Here is a 20,691-nt window from a genome sequence, read left to right as displayed (position 1 = left end):
CGGCCCCGGATTCCCGACAGCAGCCCCCACAGAAGGCGATGCCACATGCCCCAAGCTGCCCGTTCGATCTCCTGTTCCGTCGCGCTCGCGCTCGGCGCGGCCGGCATCGGTCTCACCGTCGCCGCTCCGGCCTCCGCGGCCACCGCCTGGCCCGCGCACGTCGTCGCGCCGTACGTGGACGCCGGACTGAGCAACACCACGCTGACGAGCGTCGCGAGCAGTACCGGTGACAAGTTCTTCACCCTGGCGTTCGTCGACGGCGCGAACTGCAGCTGGTCGATGTACAACACCTCCAGCTGGCAGACGCAGATCGCCAACCTGCGTGCGGCCGGCGGCGACGTGTCGGTCTCCTTCGGCGGCTGGACCACCGACAACGGCGGCACCGACCTGGGCAACACCTGCTCCTCGGCGGCCGCCGCGGCCACGCAGATGGAGAACGTGGTGACCACGTTCGACCTCACGCACATCGACTTCGACATCGAGGCGGTCGCGTTGAGCAACCACACCGACGTCGACCGCACCAACCAGGCGCTCGCGCTGGTGCGCTCCTGGGCGGCCGGGGCCGGACGCTCGCTGTCGATCTCGTACACGCTTCCGACGTTCCCCACCGGCCTCAGCTCGGACGGCCAGTACGTGCTCAGCAGTGGCAGGAGCGCCGGGTTCACGCCGAACGTCGTCAATGTCATGGCGATGGACTACGGCACCTCCGGTACCGAGATGGGCACCGCCGCCAACCAGGCGCTCGACGCGGACGCCAGTCAGGTCGCCTCGACCTACGGCAAGAGCCTCGCTCAGGGCTACGCGATGCTCGGCATGACTCCCATGATCGGTCAGAACGACAGCGCCGGTGAGATCTTCACCCTGTCCGACGCCTCCCTCGTGGAGTCCCACGCGGCGGCCGAAGGCATCGCGGAGCTCTCGTTCTGGTCGGAGGGCCGCGACAACGGCGGGTGCGTCGGCTCGACGACGGCGTCGTCGATCTGCAGCGGTGTCAGCCAGGGCACCGGCGCCTTCACCTCCGCGTTCGAGCCGTTCGCGGGCGGCTCGACCAGCAGCGGGAGTTATCCGACCGGCTATCACCAACTGGTCGTGCAGAACAGCAAGCTGTGTGCGGACGTGGCCGGAGCCGGCGTGAGCAACGGCGCGGCGATCGACCAGTGGACCTGCAAGACCAGCGGCCAGGCGAACCAGGAATTCCAGTTCAACCCGGTCTCCGGCGGCTACGGCGAACTGCAGAACCAGAACAGCGGCTCGGACATCGCGGTGTTCGGCGCCTCGACCGCCGCGGGCGCGTCGGTGATCCAGTACACGCAGAACGGCACCGCCAACAGCCTGTGGCAGCCGATCGCCCTCTCGGACGGCACCTGGCAGTTCAAGAACCAGAAGAGCGGTCTGTGCCTGGACATGACCGGTAACTCCACCAGCGCGAACACCCAGTTCGAGCAGTGGACCTGCAAGTCCTCCGCGGTCGGCAGCAACCAGGCCTTCGCGACGCAGTGACGAAGGCGATGGCACAAGGGTAGTTGTGCAGATGTCATTGACAGGTCCAGTCCATTGGCTGATTCTGAGAGCGCTCTCAAGAATCGCCCCCAAGGCACCCAAACAGGCTGAATTCCCCATGTCTCCCACCCCCACAGGAGGACGCAGATGCACGCCAGGCGAAAGAAGAAGGTACTCATCCCGGCCGTCGCGGGAGCGCTGGTCGCGGGGGGACTCGTAGCGGCGGGGGTGGGCTCCAGCGCGGACGCCGCGGTCCCCACCACCATTCCGCTGACGTTCACCAACCACTCCGGTCGCGGCGACCAGGTGTACATCTACGACATCGGCACGCTGCTCAGCACCGGCCAGCAGGGCTGGGCCGACGCCAACGGCACCTTCCATGCCTGGCCCGCCGGCGCGCAGCCGCCGATCGCCGCCCCTGACGCGTCGATCGCGGGTCCGGCCAACGGCAGTTCGCTGACCTTGCGGATGCCGCAGTTCTCCGGCCGGGTGTACTTCTCCTACGGGCAGAAGCTCGTCTTCAAGCTCACCACCGGCGGGCTCGTCCAGCCCGCGGTGCAGAACCCGAGCGACCCCAACGAGAACATCCTCTTCAACTGGACCGAGTACACCCTCAACCCGTCCGGTCTGTGGATCAACAGCACCCAGGTCGACATGTTCTCCGCCCCCTACGCGGTCGGCGTCAAACTGGCCGACGGGACGACCAAGAACACCGGACATCTCAAGTCGGGCGGCTACACCGGCTTCTTCAGCGCCCTGCGCGGCCAGCCCGGCGGCTGGGGCAACCTCATCCAGACCCGTTCCGACGGCACCGTCCTGCGCGCCCTGGCCCCCGGCCACGGCATCGAGAACGGCGCCCTGCCCGCCACCGTGATGAACGACTACGTCAACCGCGTCTGGACGAAGTACGCCACCTCGACCCTGACCGTGACCCCGTTCGCCGACCAGCCGAACACCAAGTACTACGGCAAGGTCTCGGGCAACGTCATGAACTTCACCAACAGTTCCGGTGCGGTCGTCACCAGCTTCCAGAAGCCCGACTCCGACAGCATCTTCGGCTGCTACAAACTGCTGGACGCCCCCAACGACCTGGTCCGCGGCCCCATCTCGCGTACCCTGTGCGCCGGCTACAACAGGGCCACGCTGCTGACCGACTCCAACCAGCCGGACACCAACGCGGCGGACTTCTACCAGGACGTGGTCAGCAACCAGTACGCCCGTAAGATCCACGCCCAGATGGTCGACGGCAAGGCCTACGCCTTCGCTTTCGACGACGTCGGCAACTTCGAGTCCCTGGTCAACGACAGCAACCCGCAGCAGGCCTACATCACCCTGGATCCCTTCAACTAGCGTCCTGCGCAGGAGATCCGTACCGCGCGGCAGGCGCACGGGCATCGGCGGGCCCCGGGATCGGATCCCGGGGCCCGCCGTGCCGCCCAGGCGGTGGACGATCAGGACCTCGTCCAGATGCCGGTGGAGCCGCTGCCGGAGGTGGGTCGCAGTGCCTGGGTGCCGGGCCCTGCTGATCGCACAGGCGGCGGGGTCAGCCGGAGGTGCGGTGGGGGGCGGGGCCCGTGCTGGCGCGCAGGGAGATGGGTGGGGCCAGCAGGATGGTGCGGAAGGGGGTGGTGGGGTCGGCGATGCGTTCCGCGAGGAGGTCCATGGCCTGGGCGCCCATGTCCTGGGCAGGGACGTCGGCGGCGGTCAGCGGGGGCCGGAACTCCTCGGCCCAGGCGCGGCCGACGACGCCGGTCAGGGAGAAATCCCGGGGCACGGTCAGGTGCGCCTCCTCCAGGCCGCGCTGGATTCCGGGCAGCGCGGCCTCGTTGATGGTGGCGACAGCGGTGATGTCGGGGTGGTTGCGCAGCAGTTGTGCGGTGCACTCCTGGCCGGCGCGGGCGTCGTCCCCGCATTCCAGGTCGATGCCGCGGATGCCGCGCTCGACCAGGGCGGTGGTGAATCCCTGGCGGGCCCGGTGGCCCGGTCCGTAGCCAGCTGCCACCAGTTCCACCGAGCGGTTGATCAGGGCTACATGGGTGTGGCCCAGGTCCGCGAGGTGGTGGACGCACTGGTTGATCAGGGTGGCGTAGTCGACGTCGATCCAGCACATCTCCCGGGCGTGGGCGGTGTGCCCGATGCCGACGAACGGGATCCCGGCGTCCTGGAGACGGCGTACGCGGGAGTCCTCCAAGCGGATCTCCATCAGGATCACCCCGTCGACCCGGCCGCCGGACAACAGCCGCTCGAAGGACCGGTCGTGGTCACCGCCGGAGGGGGAGAGCAGGACATCCAGATCGGCGTGGCCTGCGGCCTCGACGACGCTGGCGACGAAACCGAGCTGCATGTGGGTCAGGCGGGTGCTGGCGGGCGGGATGACCAGGCCGATGGTGCGGGTGCGGCCCTCCTTCAGAGCGCGGGCGGCCGCGTTGGGGCGGTAGCCGAGTTCGTCGATGACGCCCTGGATGCGCTTACGGGTGGCCTCGGAGACCGAGCGCTTGCCGCTGAGCGCGTAGGAGACGGTGCTGCGCGAGACGCCTGCGCGGCTGGCGATCTCTCCGATGTTCATCGCAGTCCTCACGGGAGTGGGCGGCCATGCCATGGCCGCCATGGGGGTGCGCATCCGCTCCGCACCACGACGTCGAACCGATTCGGACGACCTTAGTGCGCATCGCAACGCCCCACAACCCGGGTGCGGTATGCAGCCTGCTGTCCCGGCTGTAGGCCCCTCCGAGGAAGTTCCTCCGAGCTATTGACGGCCGCAGTGGGCGGACCTATGTTCCTGTCGAACCGATTCGCGCAATCGATTCGACACCAGCGCGAAACGCTCAAGACGGCCTCTCCGCCGCTCTCTCCACTCTCAGCGCTTCTTCCGCAGGACCGAAGGGTTCGGTGCCATGAACAGATCCACCGCGTTGCGGCTTGCCTCCGCCTCGCTCGCTGCCCTTGTCGTCGCCTCCGGCACGGCCGCGTGTTCGTCCTCCTCGACCGCCGCCGCTGCCGGAAGCGGCGCCGCCGGCGGGACCTACAGCGTCTGGGACCCGTACCCGCAGTTCGACGCCGGCTCGGCGTGGGTCAAGTTGTTGGACAGCTGCGGCGCCGCGGCCGGGGTGAAGATCAAGCGGACCGGGTTCGACACCGGTGACCTGACCAACAAGGAACTGCTGGCCGCCCAGCAGAACAACTCCCCGGACGTGCTGATCGTCGACAACCCGGTGGTGTCCACCCTGGCCCAGGCCGGGGTGCTGACCACGACCAAGGACAACGGGATCGACACCTCGGCCGTGTCGCCCAACCTGCTGGCGGCCGGTCAGAGCGGCGGCGACACCTACGGCATCCCCATCGGCGCGAACACCCTGGCGCTGTACTACAACAAGGCGGTGCTGAAGGCCGCGGGCGTGGACATCGCCTCGGTCAAGGACTGGCCCTCGCTGACCGCGGCGCTGACCAAGGTCAAGACCGCGGGCAAGAAGGGCATCACCTTCTCCGCGATCGGCACCGAGGAGGGCAGCTTCCAGTTCCTGCCCTGGTACTGGGGCGCCGGCGCGCAACTCACCAAGCTCGACTCGGCCCAGGCCACCGACGCCCTGTCGCTGTGGACCGGCTGGGTCAAGCAGGGCTACGCCCCCAACTCGGTCATCAACAACACCCAGACCACCAGCTGGCAGGAGTTCGCCACCGGCCAGTTCGCCTTCGCGGAGAACGGCACCTGGCAGCTGGCCAACGCCAGGAAGGCCGGCTTCGACTACGGCATCATCCCGGTGCCCGGCATGACCGGCGGCACCGCACCGGCGCCCACCGGCGGCGAGTTCGTCACCGTCCCGGCCCAGAAGCAGACCGGCCGCTACAGCGTCTCGGACAAGCTCGTGTCCTGCCTGACCAGCGCGGACAACTCCTACGCCACCGACACCACCTTGTCCTACATCGCACCCACCAGCACGGTGCAGACCAAGCAGGCCGCCGCCGACCCCGACCTGAAGGTGTGGGTCGACGCGGTCAAAGCCGCCAAGGGCCGCACCAGCGACAACCTGGGCACCAAGTACCCCAAGATCTCCGAGCAGTTGTGGACCGCCGTGCAGTCCGCGCTGACCGGGTCCAAGTCGCCGCAGGCCGCGCTGTCCGCAGCACAGTCGGCCGCCGCCCAGTAGTAGCAGCACCACCAGCCGCAAGGACACAGGACACGTCGATGAACGACACAGCACAGCTACCGGAGAACCGGGCTGTGCGCGGCAAGGACGGGGCGGCCGCAGCCGCCCTGTCCCCCTCCCGCGCCGGCACCCGGCCGCCACCTCGCCGCCCGCACTCGCAGCAGTGGGCCGCCTGGGGGTTCCTGACCCCGGTCGCGATCTACCTCGGCGTGTTCTACGCCTATCCCCTGTACCGCAACCTCGACCTGAGCCTGCGCAACTACACCGTGCGCTCCTTCGTGGACGGCAACGCCCCCTTCACCGGGCTCGCGAACTACGGCACCGTCCTCAAGGACCCGACCTTCCTGCCCGCCCTCGAACACACCGTGCTGTTCACTGCGGTCAGCCTGCTGCTCCAGTACGGCATCGGGCTGGCCCTGGCCGTGTTCTTCTTCCAGCGCTTCCGTCTGTCCGCCACTCTGCGCGCCCTGTTCCTGGTGCCCTGGCTGCTGCCGCTGATCGTGTCGGCCTCCACCTGGTCCTGGATGCTCAACAGCGACTCGGGGGTGGTCAACTCCGTTCTGCACCGGGCCGGCATCGGCCCGGTCAACTGGCTCACCTCACCCAGTTGGGCGCTGGCCTCGGTGACGATCGCGAACATCTGGATCGGGATCCCGTTCAACCTGGTCGTCCTGTACAGCGGCCTGCAGACCATCCCCGAGAGCCTGTACGAGGCCGCCGCACTGGACGGCGCGAACGCCTGGCAGCGCTTCTGGCGCGTCACCTTCCCGCTGCTGCGCCCGGTCTCCGCGATCACCCTGCTGCTCGGACTGGTCTACACGCTGAAGGTCTTCGACATCATCTGGATCATGACCAAGGGCGGGCCGGTCGACGCCTCCACCACCTTCGCCACCTGGTCCTACCGGCTCGGATTCGGCAACCTGCTGCCCTCCTTCGGCCCCGGCGCGGCCGTCGGCAACCTCCTGGTCCTCGCCGCGCTGGCCTTCGGCCTGATCTACATCCGCGTCCAGCGAAAGCAGGCCGGCGCATGACCACACTCCCTGCCCCCGCCGCCGGCCGGAGCCGTGCGAGGAAGCGCTCCTGGTTCAACACGGTCCTGGGCGTGCTGCTGACCGCGCTCATGCTGTTCCCGGTCTACTGGATGCTGAACGTGTCCCTCACCCGCGACCAGGACATGCGCAGGACCCCGCCGAACTGGCTCCCCGTCCACGGCACCCTGGAGGGCTACCGCGCCGTCCTGCACCAGCAACTGCCCTACCTGGGCACCAGCCTGCTCATCGGCCTGGGCACCGTCACCCTCACCGTGGCGCTGGCCGCCCCGGCCGGATACGCCCTGGCCAAGCTGCGCCCGCGCGGCGGGGGAGTGATGAGCTTCGTCCTGCTGGTCGCGCAGATGATCCCGGGCATCATCATGGCGATGGGCTTCTACACCATCTACCTCAAGCTCGGCATGCTGCAGAACATCGGCGGCCTGATCATCGCGGATTCCACCATCGCGGTGCCCTTCGGCGTCCTGATCTTCACCGCGTTCATGTCCGGGATCCCCGACGAACTCATGCAGGCCGCCAGGACCGACGGTGCCGGCACCCTGCGCACCTTCTGGTCCGTCGTCCTGCCGGTCAGCCGCAACGCCGTGGTCACCGTCTCGCTGTTCGCGTTCCTGTGGGCCTGGTCGGACTTCGTGTTCGCCAACACCCTGGACGGCGGCGGCGCCAACGAGCCCATCACGCTGGGGATCTACCACTACATCGGCAACAACAACCAGCAGTGGAACGCCATCATGGCCACCGCCGTGGTCGCCTCCGTGCCGGCCACCCTGATGCTGATCCTGGCCCAGCGCTACGTCGCGGCCGGCGTCACCGCCGGAGCCGTCAAGGACTGACACCCCACCCCCTCGCGCACCCAAGCCCCTGCCCGCATGGCGACCCCACGTGTCGCCATGGCGTCGGCAGAACACGTCCCGCACCAGAAACGAGTGCCCCGCGATGACCGACGCCCCCACTGGCCCGGCCTTCAACATCCGCGACATCCCCTTCAGCACCTACGGCTCCTGGTTCGACATCTCACCCATCACCGGCGAGCACATCCGCTCCCAGGACCTGCACCTGGTCTCCCACCAGAGCGGCATGCACCCCGTGCTGCGCCTGGTCCCCCTGGCGGGCCCGCACGGCCAGCGGATCGAGACGCACTGGAACGCCACACCAGGACGGCTGAGATGGACCGACCGGGAAGGGCACATCGAACTGACCTACCAGGCCCCGGACATCCTGCGGCTGCGGGGAACCGGACTGAGCCTGCAGGTCATCGCCGGCGCGCAGCAGCTCACCCCGTTCAGCGGCACGTTCTTCCTGCACGACCCGGTCGACGGCTCCTATGTGTTCACCTCCTACGAGACCGGCCGCCGCTACCGGATCACCGTCCTGGCCGGGCAGGCCGTCGACGTCCGCGGATGCGAGGCGCTGGGAACCGCCCACCGCGGCCTGACGCTGACCGCAGCCCCGGTCGGCGGCGCCTGGGAGGCCGCCGTCGAGGAACTCGACAGCGCCCGCGTCCCCTACGCTCCCAACGCCACGCACGATCAGGTCGCGGCCCGGGCCGACCAGGCATTCACCCGGTTCGCCGACGCGGTCGCCCCCTGGCGCACCGGGGACACCCCCGCCGCCGAACTGGCCGCCTACGTCGTGTGGTCCGCCACGGTGCGTCCGGCCGGGTTCGTGGGGCGACCGGCCGTGCTGATGTCCAAGCACTGGATGGACAAGGTATGGAGCTGGGACCACTGCTTCAACGCCCTCGCCCTGGCTCCCGGCGCCCCGGAACTGGCCTGGGACCAGTTCCAGATCATGTTCGACCACCAGGACGAGTCCGGCGCCCTGCCGGACTCGGTGACCCACTCGGAGATCCTCTACAACTTCGTCAAACCCCCTGTCCACGGCTGGGCCCTGCGCCGCCTGCGCCGGCGTCTGCCCCGTCCGCTGGACCAGGCCGAACTCACCGAGGCATACACACGCCTGGAGCGATGGACCGGGTTCTGGCTCACCACCCGACGTGCCCCGGGCCAGACACTGCCGCACTACCAGCACGGGAACGACTGCGGCTGGGACAACGCGACCACATTCGACCCCGGCCGCCTGCAGACCAGCGCCGACCTGTCCGCGTTCCTGATCCTGCAACTGCGCGAACTCGCGGACCTGGCCGACGAACTCGGCCTCGGCGAGCAAGCCGCCGCCTGGGCCCGCACGGCGAAGACCGTCCAGGACGCGATGATCCGCGAACTGTGGACCGGTGAACGGTTCCAGGCCCGCTCCCCCCGCACCGGCCGGAGCACAACCAGCCTCAGCCTGCTGGACCTGATGCCCATCGTCCTCGGTGAGCACCTGCCCACCGACATCAGCTCACGCCTGGCCGCACACATCGAGACCCATCTGACCGCTCACGGCCTGGCCACCGAACACCCGGACTCACCCCACTACCAGGCCGACGGCTACTGGCGCGGACCCATCTGGGCCCCCGCCACCGTCCTGATCGAGGACGGCCTGCGCCGGGCCGGCCACCACCGCCTCGCCGACGAGATCAGCGCCCGCTTCCGCGCGCTGTGCGAGAACTCCGGCTTCGCCGAGAACTTCGACGCCCTCACCGGCGAAGGACTGCGCGACCGCGCCTACACCTGGACCGCCAGCAGCTACCTGCTGCTCGCCGAGGACCACACCAGGCGCACCCACCCCCAGAACGACGGCCACCGGAGCGCACTGCACCGGTAGGTCGCCGGCACCAACCCCACCATCCCACCCCCAGTCGGGAGAGCCGTCATGCACCCGCACCGCCGAACACTGACCGTCAGCCTCGCCGCCCTGCTCACCACCCTGGCCGCCGGAATCCTGCCCGCCAGCACCGCGCACGCGGCCGACACCAGCGTCACCGTCGCCTTCGCCACCGCCGGCGGAGCCCCGACCTACCACGCCTCGGGCACCATCTACGGGATGACCCCCGACGGATCGCTGCCCCAGAACCACTTCTTCACCGACCTCAAGTGGCACCTCATGCGCGCCGGCGGTGCCCAGCTCAACAGCGGCGGCTACGCCACCAGCCTGGCCGACTACCAGACCCGCTGGGCCTCCACCCTGGCCCAGTACAAGCGCACCGCCGCGCTGGGCGGCACCTTCGTGATCCTGCCGCACGACCTGTGGGGCGCCGACGGCACCACCAGCCAGTCCTTCCCCGGGGACAACGGCGACTGGACCGCCTTCGACGCGTTCCTCACCCAGCTCATCGGGGACGTCAAGGCCAACAACATGACGGTCGAGTGGGACCTGTGGAACGAGCCGGACGGCAGCGGGTTCTGGGGCGCCTCGCAGGCCCAGTACCTGGCGATGTGGTCCCGCTTCTACGCCGCCGTCCGCGCCGCCTTCCCCACCCAGCTGATCGTCGGCCCCAGCAGTGCCGGTCAGCCCAGCGCCGGCAACACCTGGTGGAAGACCTACCTGGCCTACGTCAAGGCCAACAACGTCGCCCCCGACATCTACAGCTGGCACGACGAACCCGGTGACCCCGTCACCGACGCCTCGGCAGCCAACACCCTGCTGTCCAGCTACGGGCTGACCAACACCCGGCCCTACCAGATCAACGAGTACGCCACCGCCTCCATGCAGACCCCGGGCGGTGGCGGCTGGTTCATCTCCCGCCTGGAGCGCGCGGGCGCGGACGGCCTGCGCGGCAACTGGGCCTCCGGCACCGCCCTGCACGACTACGAGGCCGCCCTGCTCACCAAGAACAGCGCCGGACAGTACCTGCCCAAGGGCGAGTGGTTCACCTACCGCTTCTACGGCTCGCAGACCGGGAACATCGTCAACTTCATCCCCGGCACCAACACCGACGGCTTCGCCACCAAGGACAACACCGCCGGCAACGCCAAGATCCTGCTCGGCAGCAACGGCAACACCGGCACCGTCACCGTCAACCTGACCGGCCTGAACACCACCTCTGTGGTCTCCGGCGGACAGGTCCGTGCGATCCTGCAGCGCCTGCCCTACATCAGCGGCGCGGCCATGAACGGACCGGTCACCGTCTCGGACACCAACCTGACCGTCAGCTCCAACAGCGCCTCCCTGACCGTCCCGTGGACCGACTCCCGCGACGGGTACACCATCACTCTGCTGCCGCCGACCAACACCACCGTCCCCACCGTCGCCATCAGCGAGAACGGTGGCAACCAGTGCCTGGACGACACCAACCTCAGCACCGCCAACGGCACCCAGTACCAGCAGTACAACTGCGAGGGCGGGTACCAGCAGATGCTGGACTTCAAGCCGGTCGCCGGACTGACCAACACCTACACCGTCGTCAACGAACTCAGCGGCAAGTGCCTGGACATCCTCGGCGCCTCCACCGCCGAGGGAGCCGTTGTCGACCAGTGGACCTGCAACGGCGGCACCAACCAGGAGTTCACCCTCCAGTCCGTCACCGCACTCGGCAACAGCCAGGACTACCAACTCGTGGCCGTCAACAGCGGCAAGTGCGTCGACGTCACCGGAGTCTCCACCGCCCCCGGCGCGCTGATCCACCAGTGGACCTGCGACGCGGCCGGCGCCCTTCCCACGAAGAAGAACCAGATCTGGCGACTGACCGGCAAGGCCTGACCGACCTACCCGGAATCCCAGTGACCCCGCCCACCACACCCGGGCGGGGTCACTGGGATGGGCCGCCCTGGTGAAGGACGCCACCGAGGCCGCTTCGGCCGCGTCGGCTGCGGACGGATCGACCCCAGCCCCAGCCAGGCTGCTCGTACACTCGTACGAGTCAGTGCACCGTGATGGACAAGGAAGGCGCGATGAAGCTTCTCCTCACCTCCGGCGGCGTCAGCAACCAGAGCATCCGTGACGCCCTCGTCGACATGCTGGGCAAACCCATCGCCGAGTCGACCGCCCTGTGCATCCCCACCGCGATGTACGGCATGCTGCCCGGGACCGCGGTCATGACGTGGCGGCAGATCGCCGGGCAGACGTCCACGCCCATGGTCGAGCTGGGATGGAAGTCCGTGGGAATGCTGGAGCTGACTGCGCTGCCCAGTATCGACGAGGAGAGCTGGGTCCCCTTGGTCCGGGAGACCGATGCCCTGCTGGTGTGCGGCGGCGACGTGCTGTATCTGCACCACTGGATACGTGAGTCCGGCCTGGCGGATCTGTTTTCGTCGCTGGGCGGGACGGTCTATGTGGGACTGAGCGCCGGCAGCATGGTGATGGCCCCGCACGTCGGCGAGGAGTTCGTGGGCTGGAAGCCGGCCGCCGGCGGCGACAGCGCGCTGGGCATGGTCGGTTTCTCGATCTTCCCGCATCTGGACAACGACATGTGCCCGGAGAACACCATGGCCGACGCCGAGAAGTGGGCCGCGCGCGTGCCGGTGCCGGGGTACGCGATCGACGACGACACGGCCATCAAGGTGGTGGACGGTGCCATCGAGGTCGTCTCCGAGGGGCACTGGAAGCTCTTCGAGCGCTAGAGCGCGGACCGACCTCGGCGCGGATCGACGACAAGAACGTGATCATGCGGCAGGCTGTCGGGATGAAATCACGAACCGGTGGCATGTGGTGGGGCACGACCATCGAGGCTCCGGACCCCAGCGGCCTGGCCAGGTTCTACGCCGAACTCCTGGGTTGGCACCTCGGGCACGAGGAGCCGGGAACGGCCGTCGTCGCAGCCTCGCCGCAAGGACCGTTCTTCGTGTTCCAGCAGGCGGACGGCTACCGGCCTCCGGTCTGGCCTCCGGCTGACGGGCAACAGCGCCCGATGATGCACTTCGACTTCCAGGTCGGCGATCTGGACTCGGCGGTCGCCGAGGCGGTCACCCTGGGCGCCACTCTGGCGGAGCACCAGCCGCAGAAGCACGTCCGGGTGCTCTTCGACCCGGCCGGCCACCCCTTCTGCCTCTGCTTCGACGAGGACGGGACATGACCGGCTTGGCCTGACTCGGCTCAGGAAGACGGGGACTGACACTCGACCACGCAACACGTTCCACCCCGCCGGAGAACGCCACCCGCCAGGGCGCGCTCCACGAGGTCGCGGCGCAGCCGACGCTGCGGAGGACCGGGGCTGCAGAACTCACGCCGGCCCTCACCCGCGCCCCTGAACAGCCACTGTCAAGCCAACCCGTCAGTCGCTCTCCTTGACTCCTTGAAGGGGTGCTGAGCGGTGCTGTCTTCGGGGGTTCGGGTGGGGACGAGGGCTCCGGCGGCGGCGCCGAGCAGGGAGAGTGCGCCCAGGGCGAGCAGAGCCGGGGTGAAGCCGTGGGTGAACTCCGCCGGGCTGTCGAGGTTTCCGGTGCGGGTGAAGACCGCCAGGGCGAGGGCGACGCCGAACACGCCGCCGAGTTGGCGGAAGGTGTTGCTGCTGCCGGAGGCCTGGCCGATGCCTTCGGGCGGCACGGCGCCGATGACCGCGCTCTGCACGGTCGGTATCGCCATGGAGATCCCGACTCCGGCAGTGAGCAGTCCCGGTACGAGCTCCCAGTAGGGCGCGCCGGCGCCGTTGGCGACCAGGGCCACCGCGACCAGACCGACGCCCTGCAGTGCCAGTCCGGCGGTCAGGATCCAGCGTTCGCCGATCCGGTCGCCCAGCACCCCGGCCAGCGGTGCGACCACCATCGGGGTCGCGGTCCACGGCAGCAACCGCAGTCCGGTGGTCAGTGGCGAGGACCCGGAGACGACCTGGAAGTACTGGGCCATCAGGAAGACCGCGCCGAACAGGCTCGCCATCATGAAGAACCCGGCCGCGTTGCCCGCGGAGAAGGCCCGGGCACGGAAGTACGGGATGGGCAGCATCGGTGTGGCCGTCCGCGACTCCCAGCCGACGAAGGCGGTCAGTGTGATCGCACCGCCCACCAGCGCGGAGACCACTTCGGCGCTGGCCCAACCGGAGCTGTTGCCGCGCACCATGCCCCAGACCAGGCCGAACGCGCCGGCCGTGACCAGGGCGATGCCCGGCAGGTCGACCGGCACCTTCGGGCCGCGGCTCTCGCTGACCTTGCGCAGGATCAGCGGGATCAGCAGGGCGCCGATCACCACGTTCACCCAGAAGATCCACTGCCAGGCCAGGCCCTGGACGATGGCTCCGCCGATCAGCGGTCCACCCGCCACCGCCAGGCCGGTCAGGCCGCCCCAGATGCCGATCGCCCGGCCGCGCCGCTCGGGCGCGAACGCCGCGCTCAGCAAGGACAGCGACAGCGGCATGACGGTGGCCGCGCCGATGCCCTGCACGGTGCGCGCCGCGATCAGCACACCGATCGAGGGCGCGAGCGCGCAGGCCGCCGAGCAGAGCGCGAACACCGCGAGCCCGGCCACCAGGATCCGGCGGCGGCCGAACCGGTCGCCCAGTGCCGAGGCGGCCAGGATCGACACCGCCAGCGCCAGCGTGTAGGCGTTGACGGTCCACCCCAACTCCTGGGCACTGGCGCCGATCGAACGCTGGATGGTGGTCAGCGCGGTGGTGACCACCAGCACGTCCAGCGCCGCCATGAAGGCGGCGGCGGACATCAGCGCGAGCACCCAGCCGCTGCCTCGCGCGGGTGCGTCGACCGGCCTCCGGGCCGGTGGTGCGGTTGTGGCGGGTGCGCCGACCCGTGCGTCGGTTCTGGACATCGCTGCCTCCTCGTCCGGGAGCGGGTCGCTCGAACCCGCTCACACCCTGGGGACGAACAGCCGCGGGCCGAAAAGGACACCGGATGAGAAAATTCCCCCAGCAGATGTCCTGCGCGCCCGAACCCGTTCGTCCCTAGGGTGAGGGCCAAGGAAGCTCACCTGGTCCCGCCGACCGGAAGGACCCTGTCATGCTCTACGCCGCTCTGCTCTACACCCCCGACGTCGACTGGTCCGCCCCGGAGCAGGCCGGGTGGCTGCCCCAGTACGGCGAGTTCGCCCAGGAGGCCGCCGCGCAGCTGCGCGGCGGCCAGGCGCTGGCCCCGACCGCCACCGCGACGGTGGTGCGGGTGCTCGGGGCCCGTGGCGGCGAGGTCGTCGTCAGCGACGGCCCGTACGCCGAGACCAAGGAGGTGCTGACCGGCTTCTACCTGCTGGAGTGCGCCGACCTGGACGAGGCGATCGCGCTCGCGGCGAAGATCCCCACCGCCTGGCACGGCGCAGTCGAAGTACGCCCGGTACTGGACCTGGGCGGGGACCGCGAGCACCCCGACCCGCAGCAGGACCAGCCGGGCCGGCCGGACCAGTAAGGCCGCCCACGTGCGGGAGCCCGAACCGCAGGCCGCAAGCGAACCCGGCGAGCCCGGCGAACCGGCCGATGAGCCGCTGGCGCGGACCGTGCGGATCGAGGGGGCGCGCATTCTGGCCACCCTGGTCCGCACCGTCGGCGACCTGCGGCTTGCCGAGGACGCGGTGCAGGAGGCCACGATCGCCGCGCTGCGCGACTGGCCGGTCTCCGGGGTGCCGGACAGCCCGCGCGCCTGGCTGACGGTCACCGCGCGGCGCAAGGCCGTGGACAACATCCGCCGTGAGGGGCTGCGCGCGAGCAAGGAACGGGAGGCGACAGCACTGATGGACCTGGAGGCGCCCGAGCCGACGCAGAGCGTGGTCCGCGACGACCACCTCCGACTGATCTTCACCTGCTGCCACCCCGCGCTGGCCGCCGACGCCCGGGTCGCCCTGGCCCTGCGGACCCTGTGCGGGCTCAGCACCGCAGAGGTGGCCGCCGTGCTGCTGACCAGCGAGCCCGCGATGGCCAAACGGCTCACCCGGACCCGGCAGAAGATCCGCCAGGCCAGGATCCCCTACCGCATCCCGGCGGCCGACGAGCTGCCCGCCCGGCTGGCCGCGGTCTGCGCGGTCGTCCACGCCCTCTACACCAGCGGCCACACCCGGCCCAGCGGCGACCACCTGACCGACGTGGACATGTGCACCGAGGCGATCAGACTGGCCAGAATGCTGCTGGGGCTGCTGCCCGACCAGCCGCAGCCCCAGGCCCTCCTCGCCCTGCTGCTGCTCACCGAGGCCCGCCGTTCCGCTCGGACCAACCCTCGCGGTGAGGTGGTGCTGCTCGCCGACCAGGACCGCACGCGCTGGGACCAGGTCGCGATTGCGGAGGGGCTGGCCCTGCTGACCGCATCCCTGGACACTACCCACGGCCAGGCCGACCCAGGCCAACTCCAGGCCGCCATCGCCGCCCAGCACGCCCTGGCACCGACTGCGCACGACACCGACTGGGCCGAGATCCTCCGCCTCTACGACCTGCTCCTGTCCGTCCAGCCCGGCAACAGCGCCGCCGCCCTCGGCCGCACGGTCGCCCTCGCCCACGCGCACGGACCCGCCGCCGGCCTGGCCGCCCTCGATGCCCTGCCGTCGGCCGACCACGACCACCGTCGGCACGCCATCAGAGCCGAACTACTCGCCCAGCAGCACCGCTTCGACGAGGCAGTGGAAGCCATGCGCCGCTCCCTCACCACCACCCTCCCCGAACCGGAACGCGACCACCGCCTGCGCCGCATCGCCCGCTGGACCACCGGGCACAGCTGATCCGACCCGGCAGAGCGCCCCGCCGGACCCTCAGCTGGCCTGGGGCCGGGCAGGGCAGCACGGCGCCGCCACGGCCAGGCGGGAGATCAGACCGTGGTGACGACCAGGTTCTGGTCCGGGCGTGGGCTGCGCGGGAATCCGGGATTCTCGCGCGGTTTGGATGCTTCGACGAAGCGGTGGTCCTTGCCCTTGAACAGGCTCTGTGCGGCGGCGAAGTGCGGCAGCTGGGCGGGCAGCCCGACGCGGCGTCCGGGTGGGGGCCGGACGCCGCGGTTCCCGGGGAGGGCCGCCCTCAGGGGAGCTTGATCGCCAGCAGGTCGTGCGGGCTGATCTCAGGGGTGGCGGCGAACATGGTCGGCGCCATCGCCCGCAGCGCGTCGCCGATCTTCCCGTGGAGGTGCGCGTTGCGGCCGTCCTCGTCGTCGAACGTGTCGAAGACCCCGAACGAGGTCGGGCCGTCCCTGAAGGCGAACCAGGTGATGGTGCCCTCCTCGGCGCGGGCCAGCTCCAGGGCGTCCCGCAGTACGTCCGCCACCTGCTCGGCGTACTCGGGTACGGCCTGGATCCGGACCAGGAAACCCACCTGCGACATGCTGTGCTCCGTCCTTGTCGTCCACGGTCGGCTTCCGGCCGACCACCATTGACGCTAGGGGCCGCCCGCCCGGGCGATCAGTGGCGTATCCGGCGTATCCGATACTGTTCCCGTCATGCGTGTCTGCGTGCTCGTCCTCGACGGTGTCTTCGACTCGGGGCTGGCTGCGGTCCTGGACATCCTGCGCTGCGCCAACGAACTGCGCAGGAGGCTGCCCCAGCCGCCGCCTGCCTGGGAGGTGGTCCTGGTCGGCTTCAGCACGACGGTCCGCACCGGCGCGGGACTGGCGGTCACCACCGAACCCGTCTCCCACGCCGAAGACTGCGACCTGCTGCTGATCCCCGCCGTGGCCGAACTGCGGCCCGAGCAACTGGTCGCCCATCTGTCCGGACCGGACTCGGCCCCGGCCCGCCAGCTGATCGTCCGGGCCCGGGCCCGGCGCACGCCGATCGCCTCGGCCTGCGCCGGAACCTTTCTGCTCGCCGAGTCGGGGGTGCTGGACGGCCTGAGTGCCACCACCACCTGGTGGCTGGCACCCCTGTTCCGGCGGCGCTACCCGCAGGTGACGCTCGACCAGAACCGGATGGTGACCAGCAGCGACGGCGTCACCACCGCCGGAGCCGCCTTCGGGCACGTCGACCTGGCGCTGGCGTTGGTACGTCGGAGCAGCCCGGCGCTGAGCGACCTCGTGGCGAACTACCTGGTGATCGACGAGCGGCCGTCCCAGGCCGCCCACACCATGACCGGCGCTCTCGCCGCCAGCGACCCGACGGTGGCTGCGTTCGAACGCTGGGCCCGCTCCCATCTGCACGAACCGCTGAGCGTCCGGGACGCGGCGCGGGCCGTCGGCGTCAGCGAGCGCACCCTGCAGCGCACCACCCGGGCGGTGCTCGGTACCTCGCCGGTGCGCTTCGTCCAGGACCTGCGCGTGGAGCAGGCGACCCATCTGCTGCGCAGCACCGACCACTCGATCGAGGCCATCGCCCGCCGTGTCGGCTACGAGAACGCCAACACCCTGCGGATCCTGCTCCGCGACCGCACCGGCAGCACCGCCCGCCAGTACCGGCGCAATTGATCGGTGCGATCTCGGCCTCGTCAGGCTGCGATGCGCTACCGAGTTGCGTCGAGCGGAGACGCGGACGCGGCACTGATGAACCCAGCACCCCCGGATACCGCGCTTGCCAAGCAGGCCAGTTCTGTCGCCGTCGCGGTGAGATCTACTTCGCCGCAGACGGGATCGGGCACGTGTTTCACAGGCGTCGCTCCTTCAAGGCCGGCCTCCATGAGGCCCGCACTGATCGCCGCTCACTCACTCAGGTACATCGGAGCAACTCGTCCAGCACCAGGGGTCGAGGGCGTGCTTGCCGCTGGTCCGGCCTTCTTCGAGCTGCCGCAGCACGTCCGGACCCAGGGCCAGGGGGTGGATCTGCGGAGTGCCGGGTGGGTAGACGCCCTGGTCGATGAGCGCATCGAGCTCGACGAGCAACTCCTTGAAGGCGGCCGGGGCTGCGGCTGCCCACTTGAAAATGTGCAGGCCCCTGACCTGGGCGTAGTGCGTGAACAGGAGATCACGGGTGGAGAATTCGGCGTGCCCGGAGGCGGCACCGAGGATGATGATGCGTCCGGTGAACGGCTTGGCGACCGTCATGCTGGCCCCGAAGGTGGCCTCTCCCACGGATTCCAGGACCAGGTCGACGCCGCCGGTCAGACGCAGGATTTCCTCGGCGAGATCGGGGCGTCGGCTGTCCAGGACCTCGTCGGCTCCGAGGGCCTTGACGGTGGCGTGCTTGGTCGGGGAGGCCGTGGCGATGACGCGGGCGCCGTAGTGGCGGGCGAGGCGGACCGCGGCCTGGCCCACGCCTCCGGCCGCCGCGTACACCAGTACCGCCTGGCCCGGCTTGATCTCGCCCATCGACCTCAGTGCCGCCAGCGCCGTCGCCCAGTTCAGCACCAGGCCGAGGGACTCGGCATCGCTCCAGCCGGAAGGCAGGGGGAGTACGCCGGCGGAGTGCATGGTCATGTACTGCGCGAACGCGCCCGCGCCGACCCCTACGACGTGGGTGCCAAGCGGAAGCGGGCTATCGACGTCCGGGGCGGCGGCCACGATCTCGCCGGAGGCTTCGAAGCCTGCAGCGTAGGGCGCCTGCGGCCCACCCTCGTAGACACCACGGCTCTGCATGACGTCCGCGAAGTTGACCCCGGCGGCACCCACACGGATCAGGTACTCACCGGGGCCTGGGACAGGGCGGGGCTGGTTGGTCGTCAGAGTCAGGTCCCTCGGACCCTGGTGCGACTGCTGGACCAGGGCCTGCATCAGCTGCTCGTCAGTGCTCATGGGCCGACCGTAGAAGGCTGACGCTTGTGTCAAGGTCAAATGGCATTCACGAACTGGCCGGACGGGCCCTCTGGAGGAAGGCGTCGAGGGCCTCCTGCTGGCCGCTGAGGATGGCGATGCGTGCGGCGAGGCGGTCGCGGTGGCTCTGCACGTCGGCCAGGAACTCCGGACACACCTCGTCGGGTTCGTCGGTGAGCCGGGGCAGGACTTCCCTGATCAGCCGCACAGGCAGCCCCGACTCCAACAGCTGGCGAACAACCCGCACCCTGTCGAGGGTCGACTGGCAGTAGTCACGGAACCCGTTGGCGCACCGGCCGGAGACGATCAGGCCCTCGGCCTCGTAGTACCGCAGCGCGCGTGCGCTGACACCGCTGACTCTGGAAGCTTCGCTGATCTGCACATCCGGCGACAACGTCCGAGCGCACCGCGATCTTCCGTCACCCAGCGCACGTTCCCCAGGCGATCAAACCGTGACCAATACCAGATCCTTGTACGGGCCCTGTATTCGGGGATCGGACTCCTGGTGCTCGGCTGCGTCAACGCGTTCGCCGGTGCGCGCCGCCGCAAGAGCTTGGCCGGACTGCCGTGGCGCCGAATTTCAGCCGGGCAGGGTGGGGGCCTGTTCACGGGCCCCCACGGAGGCACAGGCGCTACGGCTGCGGCAGCAGGACGATCTTGCCGCGGGTGTGGCGGCGTTCCAACTCGCGGTAGGCGTCGCGTACTTCGGTAAGAGCGTAGGTGTGTGTGATGGGGACCTCCAGTCGCCCGCGATCGATCAGGTCCGCGAGTTCGGCCAGCACCAGCGCGCTCGCAGCGGTGCCGCTGCCGTCCGTGCGGACGCCGAACTCCTCGGCGGCGGCGAAGTCGATGACGGTGTCGATCCGCTCCGGTGCGACGCCCAGGTCGATCGCAAGCCGCACGTATCCAGCGCCGTAGGTGTCGATGAAGGCGTCGACGTGCCCGCCTGTCGCCTTCTTGATCCGGTCGGCCACTCCCTCGCCGTAGGCCACCGGGACCACTCCGTGCTCACGCAGCCAGTCGTGGTTGGCCGGGCCGGCCAGGCCGATGACGGTGGCACCCGCGTTCCTCGCCAGTTGCACCGCGAGTGACCCGACGCCTCCCGCCGCACCGGAGACGACGACCACGTCGCCGGGCGTCACGCTCACTGCCCGCACTGCCGCGTATGCGGTCGTGCCGGCCACGAAGAGCGCCCCGGCCGCCTCCACGGGTACCCCGTCGGGCCGCCGCGTCAGCTGACCTGCCGGAACGAGCACGAACTCGGCGTGGCTGGCCCGGTCGTCGGTGAAGCCCAGTACCTCGTCGCCGACCGCGAATCCGCTCACGCCCGGGCCCACCGCCTCGACGGTGCCGGCGAGGTCGCTGCCCTGCCCGGAGGGGAAGGTCGCGGGCCAGCGCGCGTGCAGCGCGCCGCTGCGGATCATGGCCTCCCCAGGATTGATCCCCGCCGCCCGCACCGCGACCAGCACCTGCCCCGCAGCGGGTTCCGGTTTCTCCGCCTCGACGACGTCCAGGACCTCGATGCCGCCGTACTGCTTGAAGCGCACTGCTTTGGGCACGATATTCAGCTCCCTCGGTAACGGTCCGGTG

General features: G+C 69.8%; 18 protein-coding genes. 12 read left to right on the top strand and 6 right to left on the bottom strand.

Translation table 11 applies throughout. The features are described 5' to 3' along the window. Positions 1-45 precede the first annotated feature (45 nt). Together ABH941_RS07700 and ABH941_RS07695 are read left to right on the top strand one after the other, a co-directional pair. Positions 46-1,500 carry an RICIN domain-containing protein gene (locus tag ABH941_RS07700; RefSeq protein WP_370127854.1) on the top strand — a complete coding sequence of 485 codons (1,455 nt, stop codon included), beginning with the start codon at positions 46-48 and terminating at the stop codon, positions 1,498-1,500. Between the two features lie 147 nt (positions 1,501-1,647). Further along, complete coding sequence (locus ABH941_RS07695) at positions 1,648-2,850, top strand: glycoside hydrolase family 64 protein (RefSeq protein ID WP_370127853.1); 1,203 nt, start codon at positions 1,648-1,650, stop codon at positions 2,848-2,850. 193 nt (positions 2,851-3,043) lie between these two features. Here the strand turns inward: ABH941_RS07695 and ABH941_RS07690 are convergent, their stop codons facing one another. Further along, complete coding sequence (locus ABH941_RS07690) at positions 3,044-4,066, bottom strand: LacI family DNA-binding transcriptional regulator (RefSeq protein ID WP_370127852.1); 1,023 nt, start codon at positions 4,064-4,066, stop codon at positions 3,044-3,046. A 328-nt stretch (positions 4,067-4,394) separates the two neighbouring features. Between ABH941_RS07690 and ABH941_RS07685 the strand changes: the two genes are divergently transcribed. The 7 genes from ABH941_RS07685 (at position 4,395) to ABH941_RS07655 (ending at position 12,590) form a co-directional block, all read left to right on the top strand. Further along, the gene (locus tag ABH941_RS07685) at positions 4,395-5,645 is read left to right on the top strand and encodes an extracellular solute-binding protein (protein WP_370127851.1); all 1,251 of its coding nucleotides are present in this window, start codon (positions 4,395-4,397) and stop codon (positions 5,643-5,645) included. A 38-nt stretch (positions 5,646-5,683) separates the two neighbouring features. Beyond that, positions 5,684-6,676, top strand: coding sequence for a carbohydrate ABC transporter permease (locus tag ABH941_RS07680; RefSeq protein ID WP_370127850.1), 993 nt, complete (start codon positions 5,684-5,686; stop codon positions 6,674-6,676). Between the two features lie 89 nt (positions 6,677-6,765). Beyond that, entirely contained in the window at positions 6,766-7,527 is a 762-nt protein-coding gene (locus ABH941_RS07675) for a carbohydrate ABC transporter permease (protein ID WP_370128145.1), read from the top strand. A gap of 103 nt (positions 7,528-7,630) precedes the next feature. After that, positions 7,631-9,403, top strand: coding sequence for an amylo-alpha-1,6-glucosidase (locus ABH941_RS07670; RefSeq protein ID WP_370127849.1), 1,773 nt, complete (start codon positions 7,631-7,633; stop codon positions 9,401-9,403). Between the two features lie 48 nt (positions 9,404-9,451). Beyond that, positions 9,452-11,278: an RICIN domain-containing protein gene (locus ABH941_RS07665; protein ID WP_370127848.1), complete on the top strand. Its 1,827-nt coding sequence runs from the start codon at positions 9,452-9,454 to the stop codon at positions 11,276-11,278. 191 nt (positions 11,279-11,469) lie between these two features. Beyond that, positions 11,470-12,138 (top strand): Type 1 glutamine amidotransferase-like domain-containing protein, encoded by a 669-nt coding sequence (locus ABH941_RS07660; protein WP_370127847.1) that lies wholly within the window; start codon positions 11,470-11,472, stop codon positions 12,136-12,138. Positions 12,139-12,200: 62 nt separating this feature from the next. Continuing rightward, positions 12,201-12,590 carry a VOC family protein gene (locus ABH941_RS07655; protein WP_370127846.1) on the top strand — a complete coding sequence of 130 codons (390 nt, stop codon included), beginning with the start codon at positions 12,201-12,203 and terminating at the stop codon, positions 12,588-12,590. 185 nt (positions 12,591-12,775) lie between these two features. Here ABH941_RS07655 and ABH941_RS07650 read toward each other — a convergent pair whose 3' ends face one another. After that, on the bottom strand, positions 12,776-14,272 hold the full coding sequence (locus tag ABH941_RS07650) for a DHA2 family efflux MFS transporter permease subunit (RefSeq protein WP_370127845.1): 1,497 nt from the start codon (positions 14,270-14,272) through the stop codon (positions 12,776-12,778). A 188-nt stretch (positions 14,273-14,460) separates the two neighbouring features. On the opposite strand from ABH941_RS07650, the gene ABH941_RS07645 reads away from it, so the two are divergent. Further along, positions 14,461-14,859 carry a YciI family protein gene (locus ABH941_RS07645; RefSeq protein ID WP_370127844.1) on the top strand — a complete coding sequence of 133 codons (399 nt, stop codon included), beginning with the start codon at positions 14,461-14,463 and terminating at the stop codon, positions 14,857-14,859. Between the two features lie 10 nt (positions 14,860-14,869). Continuing rightward, positions 14,870-16,156, top strand: coding sequence for an RNA polymerase sigma factor (locus ABH941_RS07640; RefSeq protein WP_370127843.1), 1,287 nt, complete (start codon positions 14,870-14,872; stop codon positions 16,154-16,156). Between the two features lie 292 nt (positions 16,157-16,448). Here the strand turns inward: ABH941_RS07640 and ABH941_RS07635 are convergent, their stop codons facing one another. Further along, entirely contained in the window at positions 16,449-16,748 is a 300-nt protein-coding gene (locus ABH941_RS07635) for a putative quinol monooxygenase (RefSeq protein ID WP_370127842.1), read from the bottom strand. A gap of 115 nt (positions 16,749-16,863) precedes the next feature. On the opposite strand from ABH941_RS07635, the gene ABH941_RS07630 reads away from it, so the two are divergent. Continuing rightward, on the top strand, positions 16,864-17,823 hold the full coding sequence (locus tag ABH941_RS07630) for a GlxA family transcriptional regulator (RefSeq protein WP_370127841.1): 960 nt from the start codon (positions 16,864-16,866) through the stop codon (positions 17,821-17,823). Between the two features lie 234 nt (positions 17,824-18,057). On the opposite strand, the gene ABH941_RS07625 is transcribed toward ABH941_RS07630, so the two are convergent. The 3 genes from ABH941_RS07625 to ABH941_RS07615 all read right to left on the bottom strand — a co-directional run bounded on the left by ABH941_RS07625 (position 18,058) and on the right by ABH941_RS07615 (position 20,660). Further along, positions 18,058-19,083 carry a zinc-binding dehydrogenase gene (locus ABH941_RS07625; RefSeq protein ID WP_370127840.1) on the bottom strand — a complete coding sequence of 342 codons (1,026 nt, stop codon included), beginning with the start codon at positions 19,081-19,083 and terminating at the stop codon, positions 18,058-18,060. 46 nt (positions 19,084-19,129) lie between these two features. Next, positions 19,130-19,495 (bottom strand): MerR family transcriptional regulator, encoded by a 366-nt coding sequence (locus ABH941_RS07620; protein WP_370127839.1) that lies wholly within the window; start codon positions 19,493-19,495, stop codon positions 19,130-19,132. A gap of 238 nt (positions 19,496-19,733) precedes the next feature. Beyond that, the gene (locus tag ABH941_RS07615; protein WP_370127838.1) at positions 19,734-20,660 is read right to left on the bottom strand and encodes an NADP-dependent oxidoreductase; all 927 of its coding nucleotides are present in this window, start codon (positions 20,658-20,660) and stop codon (positions 19,734-19,736) included. Positions 20,661-20,691 lie beyond the last annotated feature (31 nt).

This window comes from Streptacidiphilus sp. EB103A, from assembly GCF_041261405.1.
In the GTDB taxonomy this organism is placed as follows: domain Bacteria; phylum Actinomycetota; class Actinomycetes; order Streptomycetales; family Streptomycetaceae; genus Streptacidiphilus.
The sequence above is the reverse complement of the archived record's forward strand: the minus strand, read 5'-3'. Positions and strand labels throughout refer to the sequence as shown.